The organism is Blautia wexlerae (genome assembly GCF_013300825.1).
Taxonomy (GTDB): Bacteria; Bacillota; Clostridia; order Lachnospirales; family Lachnospiraceae; genus Blautia_A; species Blautia_A wexlerae_B.
The window spans coordinates 1-5481 of sequence record NZ_JAAIMY010000063.1; the positions used below are offsets into that span (position 1 = coordinate 1).

The window sequence follows — 5481 nt, forward strand, 5'->3', positions numbered from 1 at the left end:
CGGCAAAATAACCTCCAATCGGCTACCGTGTCCCTGCAAGTCGTCATAGGTTTGTACAAACGCAAAGAAACGGCGGCTCTGAAATCAAAGCCGCCGTTTCATAAGGCGCGTGAAAATATGTCTGCTGTACGACGGCTTTTTTTCTTTTGCCGTCGTCCGGCAGATTAACATATGAAACTATAATTCATTGATGGTTGCAGTAATTGGCATATTGCGAATTCTCTTTGCAGGAGCATAAACAGACACAATAGCAGATATGAAGATAAAGGCAACGACAATTCCAAACCACAGGATAGGAAATCTCCACTCAATTCCAAAATAATGTGTAATTAGACGATTATATAAAAATCGACTAAGCGGGAGTCCAATGCCACATCCAACTATCAAACCAGAAATTGCATAGGTGTACGCTTCCGCAGAAATCATTCGTTTAAGCTGCCTATTATCCATACCAACAGCTCGCATTGCACCATACTGCTTAATTCGTGCAGATACACTCATAGAGATACTATTGACGATATTAAACAGCGAAATAACTCCGATAATAGCTAAGAAGCCATAACAAACAATTCGTGCAGCCCAATATGTAGCATTATTTTGTTTATTGCCTTCACGCTGATCTGTAATGATAATATCATCGTTTTCAAGACTTCTAATTTCTGCTATTGTTTCTTCAGTAGCGTTTGAATCTAACTGAATTCCAATAAGCCCATACTTTGTATCGCCCATGATACGGTCAAATGTTTCCTGTGAGCAAATAATAATCAAATCATCTCCGAATAACCCTTGTGATAGAGCGCAAGTAATCTCAACTTCTTCGCCTGCAAACTGGATGGTATCACCGATGTGCAAGGAATTGTTTCTATTAAATACGGTTGCCACTTTGTTACTGTTCCCGTAAACTGTATCTAATGATCCCTGAGCAATACTACCTTTTGAGTAATCTAGAAGTGTATCATCATAAGAAACAATATTGATATGGTCTATTCCTGCTCTTGAAGATGTTGCAGGAATGTTTTCTACATAGCTACTTCCATAAGCATTTGCAACCCCATCTATTTTTTTGATTTCATCGACCAGGCTGCGCTCAATATCCATTTTATTTGCATAACTGGATAATGCTATATCGGCTGATGTGACACTCAACGATGGAACAAGTTGCTTTGCAAAATCTAAAATTACAGAAAAAGAAAAAACCAGCATAATAGTCAGTGCAAAGGAAGCCGTCATCAGAAACCAGTTTTTCTTTTTTTCAACCGCATGATGTATGCCAAGTGAATTATCAATTTTTCCTAAGCTAAACTTGATAGCGTGTTTAACAGAAGATTTATTATCTACATTGCCAGAAACCGCAGATATGGGTGAAACTTTAGCAGCCCGCTTTGCTGGGGATTGTGCTGCTAAAAATACTGTTACCACTCCAACAACTACACCACTGATAAGTCCAACAGGGCTGATCTGAAAGACTGGCGTTGTAGAAAATTCTCCACCAATTCCATAATGAAGTGTGGCACAAATAATCCAACTAATTATTGTTCCAAAAACCACTCCAATAGGTACCGCGGTTTTACACCAGTTCAATGCCTCCAAACGGACAAAGCGGATAATTTGTTGACGACTTGCACCAATGCAACGCAACATTCCAAAAAATTGAGTTCGTTGCGCAATGATGCTATTCATACTGCCAGAAATCATCAATATTCCTGCCAACAACACTAAAACAAATAGAATTGCTGCCAATCCGTACATACTCTGCATCGCTGTATTGTTGCTTTGCCCAGCCATGCCCATAACGCCGGTATTTTCAGAAATACTCCCATCGGATAATTGGTACTGTGTCTGTAGTTCTGTTATTGCATTTGCCGCTTTCGCTGCACTTTCAAACTGCACATAATAAGTCAACTCATTGTTTGTTACTCCGTTTTGTGCCATAACAGAAGTAAATGCACTTTGTGTCAGATAAGAGCCTATCAAATAAGTCTGATTGTTATAATAGCTTTCATCATCTGTGCCAAAGCCAGAGATTGTAAATGTCCGATCTCCAGCAGGGGTATGTAAGGTTACACTATCCCCAAGCTGTACTCCTAAAGCAGTTACAGAATTAGGTGTAAGCATAACTTCCTCATCATTTGCCGGAAATGTTCCTTCTACAATTCCATTTGAAATCTGAGTAATATAGACTTCATCGGTGCCATACAAAACAGTTCGTTTTTCGTTGACTCGGTACGGTTGTTCTCCTTCAAAATTAAATTGAGAAGCTACACCAACTGCTGTAACATCTGAACGATTACTGATTTCATCCGCATTGTTCTGTGAAATATTTTTTATTGCAATGTGCCAGTTTCCATGGTTACTTATCATAAAATCGCTTTCTGTTCGTATCATCATGTCAGCAACACTGAAAATAGCTGTGACAAGAAACACCGAAATGATAATACACAAGACAGTCATACGATTTTGCCGCTTGCGCACCTTTGCGGAGATGGGAATGAGACTAAGATAGCTTTTCATTCACGGCACCTCCCAAAATCAGTCAAAGTACCATCCGATACCTGTAATACCCGGTCTGCCGTTTGCGCAATACTGCGGTTGTGGGTAATCATAATGATGGTCTGCTCGTATTTTTTCGATGTTTCTTTGAGCAATGCTATGACCTCACTACTGTTTTGTGAGTCCAAATTTCCTGTTGGCTCGTCTGCCAGAATCAGAGAAGGACGGGTAATCAATGCGCGGCCAATCGCCACTCTCTGCTGTTGACCGCCGGAAAGCTGACTGGGTAAATGATTACGACGATCTTTCAAATTCAAAACCGTCAGCAGTTCCTCCAAATATCTCTTATCCGGCTTTTGATAATCCAACAACAGCGGAAAAATAATATTTTGTTCCACCGTCAACTCCGGGATAAGGTTAAACGCCTGAAAGATAAAGCCGATATTCCTCCGGCGGAAAACGGTCAGCTTTCGATCGTTCATGGCAAAAATGTCCTTGCCGTCAATCAGAACCTTGCCAGATGTTGGCGTGTCCAAAGCACCGATCATATTCAGCAGTGTACTTTTACCAGAGCCGGATTCCCCGACGATTGCCACATACTCGCCCTTTGGAACAGAAAAGCTGACATCCTTTAATGCCTTGACAGCGGTTTCTCCGTTGCCATAGGTCTTACTGATATTTTTGACTTCTAATAAGTTCATAGTGTAAACACCTCTTTCTGAATGATTTTGCGATATAGGCAGGCTGTCTTTGTTTGTCCTGCCTATGTGTGAGAGAATAGCACCTGAATCTTACTGTAAGCCTACAGCCAGCCTACAATTTTGTAGGAATCAGAAAATTCATTGTGAAAGTTGTCCCGATACCTAATTCGCTGTCAACCTCAATGGTGCCATTATGTGCTTCAACGATTGCCTTTGCCAAAGGTAATCCCAGTCCAATCCCTTGCTTGTCCTTAGAAAAACGACTGCGATAAAACCGCTTGAAGATGTGATGTATATCTTCTGGGTGGATGCCGCATCCATTATCCGTTATCACAATTTGGACACCAGACGGCAACTCCTTCCACGCAACATGAATTGTTGCACCACTTTCTGTATGGTCAAACGCATTTTTCACAATATTGTCGATTGCCTCATTCAACCAATCACGATCACAAAAAAGAGAAAGATGATCCGAGCCAGACAGAATGATTTCTTTCTTTTCCTGTCTGGCTCTATATGCAAAATGCAGTTCAATATCCCGCATCATATCTGCAACATTTTCTGCGTTCTTTTCCAAGACAATGGCTCCGGCATCCAATCTTGTAATCTTGAGCAGACTTTGCACCAGTGTTTCGATACGGTCAAGTTCCTGCTCAGACAAACCCGCAAATTCTTTCACGGAGGACACTTCTATATCCTCGTCTTGAAGGAGTCCGTTATAAATATTGAGTGCTGCCAGCGGTGTTTTCAGTTGGTGTGAAATATCGGAGATTGTATTTTTCAAAAACTCTTTCTCTCGTAACTCGTTATCTGCATGGGCATTTAACACTGCCGCTAAAGAATTGATGGAATGAAACAGTCGGTACAATTCGCCCTCATTGTCACATTCAATACGGGCATTGCGATCACCATCAAGATACGCATTGATTTGTAATATCGCCTGCTCCATGATCTGATTTTGCCGATTAAAATATACAAAGCAGACTGCCCATACAGCACCACCAGCCAATAGAAAAAGGATTAGCAATAACAGAGAAAGCCGGCGATATGATAGCCATAGAAAAACCTCGGCTAAGAGAAATGTAACCCCAAAAACCAGTGAAAGCGAATGAAATAGATTTTTGATTTCTTTATTTGCCAGTATCTTCATTCTGCACCTCACCCGATAATATTCCATTTATATCCCATACCTCGAACAGTCAGGAGCATTTGTGGTTCGCTTGGATTATCCTCGATCTTCATACGAAGCCGACGCATATAGACCGTAAGGGTACTACTGTCGATATAATTCCCGTCGCAATCCCATAGCTTATCTAAAATTTGTCCCTTTGTCAGCACCATGCTTGGGTTTCTCATAAACAAGCACAGTAGCTTGTATTCCGCGGCAGTCAAATCCAACAGCTCCCCATTTTTGAAAACCTGTCCTTGCAGCAAAAGAACCTTGATGCCATTCGACTGCAATTCTGTGTCTGCTGCTTGAAAAGAATTTGCACGTCGAAGTAAGGCGTTAATCCTTGAAACGAGAACCCCCAGTTTGAACGGTTTTGTGATATAGTCATCACCTCCAATATCCAGCCCCATAATAATACTTGTTTCCTCATCCGAAGCCGTCAGAAAAATAATTGGCACCTTTGATGTAAGTCGAACTCTTTTGCAAAATTCAAAGCCAGACCCATCTGGCAGAGATACGTCCAACACCAACAAATCATATTTTCCGTCTGTCCACAATTCCTCCGCTTCTTTGAGCGTTCTGGCGATATTTAATTCAAATCCCTGCTTTTTGAAAGCAAAAGAAAGCCCGTTAATCAGGCTTAGATCATCTTCAAGAAGTAATATATTACTCATACTTTTTTACCTTTCCTTGTTTTGTTCGACCATCAATCGGCTTTTCCGCATCCTTTGGAATTAGCCAGATAGTTGCCATCTTTACAGCTCCAGATATGCGCCCGGCGGCACAATAGTAATTTACTCTACGAGGTGTCACGCCCCATTTTTCGGCGGCCTCTTTTAGTGTCATATAATCCATTCTGCACCTCCACAGCGTACATTATAGTTCTTTGTCTCGAACAATACAAGTTTATCACCAATCGCAGCTTTATATAATCGGCATAATCGTACAGCTTGTCAGACATAATAAGGTCATTCCATCACATAAACCGGAACGATACAATATTATTAAGGTGAACGATTATGCCGATTGATGATTTAACTGCTTTAGGGCAAAAATGCGGGAAACCCGAAAGAATAAAGAACTGACACAACAGGAACTTTCTGATCTGAGCCATGTTTC

At 41.1% G+C, this 5481-nt stretch carries 5 protein-coding genes and 1 pseudogene; 1 reads left to right on the forward strand and 5 read right to left on the reverse strand.

Annotated features, from left to right (window positions below):
• Positions 1 to 177: 177 nt before the first annotated feature.
• From G4417_RS16245 to G4417_RS16265, 5 genes are all read right to left on the reverse strand, one after another.
• Positions 178 to 2511, reverse strand: a complete 2334-nt coding sequence (locus G4417_RS16245; RefSeq protein ID WP_055153207.1) for an ABC transporter permease — start codon at positions 2509 to 2511, stop codon at positions 178 to 180.
• Positions 2508 to 3191, reverse strand: coding sequence for an ABC transporter ATP-binding protein (locus G4417_RS16250; protein WP_008705963.1), 684 nt, complete (start codon positions 3189 to 3191; stop codon positions 2508 to 2510). The genes G4417_RS16245 and G4417_RS16250 overlap by 4 nt, the downstream gene beginning before the upstream one ends.
• Positions 3192 to 3303: 112 nt before the next feature.
• Positions 3304 to 4341 carry a sensor histidine kinase gene (locus G4417_RS16255; protein WP_008705964.1) on the reverse strand — a complete coding sequence of 346 codons (1038 nt, stop codon included), beginning with the start codon at positions 4339 to 4341 and terminating at the stop codon, positions 3304 to 3306.
• Between the two features lie 8 nt (positions 4342 to 4349).
• Complete coding sequence (locus tag G4417_RS16260; protein WP_008705965.1) at positions 4350 to 5036, reverse strand: response regulator transcription factor; 687 nt, start codon at positions 5034 to 5036, stop codon at positions 4350 to 4352.
• A complete protein-coding gene (locus tag G4417_RS16265) occupies positions 5029 to 5217 on the reverse strand; it encodes a helix-turn-helix domain-containing protein (RefSeq protein ID WP_008705968.1) in 189 nt (62 codons plus the stop codon). The genes G4417_RS16260 and G4417_RS16265 overlap by 8 nt, the downstream gene beginning before the upstream one ends.
• Positions 5218 to 5381: 164 nt before the next feature.
• Here G4417_RS16265 and G4417_RS16270 point away from each other — a divergent pair.
• Positions 5382 to 5481, forward strand: a pseudogene (locus G4417_RS16270) (XRE family transcriptional regulator); the annotation flags it as partial.

Bases quoted from the DNA above. Each gene is read 5' to 3' on its own strand.
- G4417_RS16245 (WP_055153207.1), bottom strand. From the start codon at position 2,511: ATGAAAAGCTATCTTAGTCTCATTCCCATCTCCGCAAAGGTGCGCAAG.
- G4417_RS16265 (WP_008705968.1), bottom strand. From the start codon at position 5,217: ATGGATTATATGACACTAAAAGAGGCCGCCGAAAAATGGGGCGTGACA.
- G4417_RS16255 (WP_008705964.1), bottom strand. From the start codon at position 4,341: ATGAAGATACTGGCAAATAAAGAAATCAAAAATCTATTTCATTCGCTT.
- G4417_RS16250 (WP_008705963.1), bottom strand. From the start codon at position 3,191: ATGAACTTATTAGAAGTCAAAAATATCAGTAAGACCTATGGCAACGGA.
- G4417_RS16260 (WP_008705965.1), bottom strand. From the start codon at position 5,036: ATGAGTAATATATTACTTCTTGAAGATGATCTAAGCCTGATTAACGGG.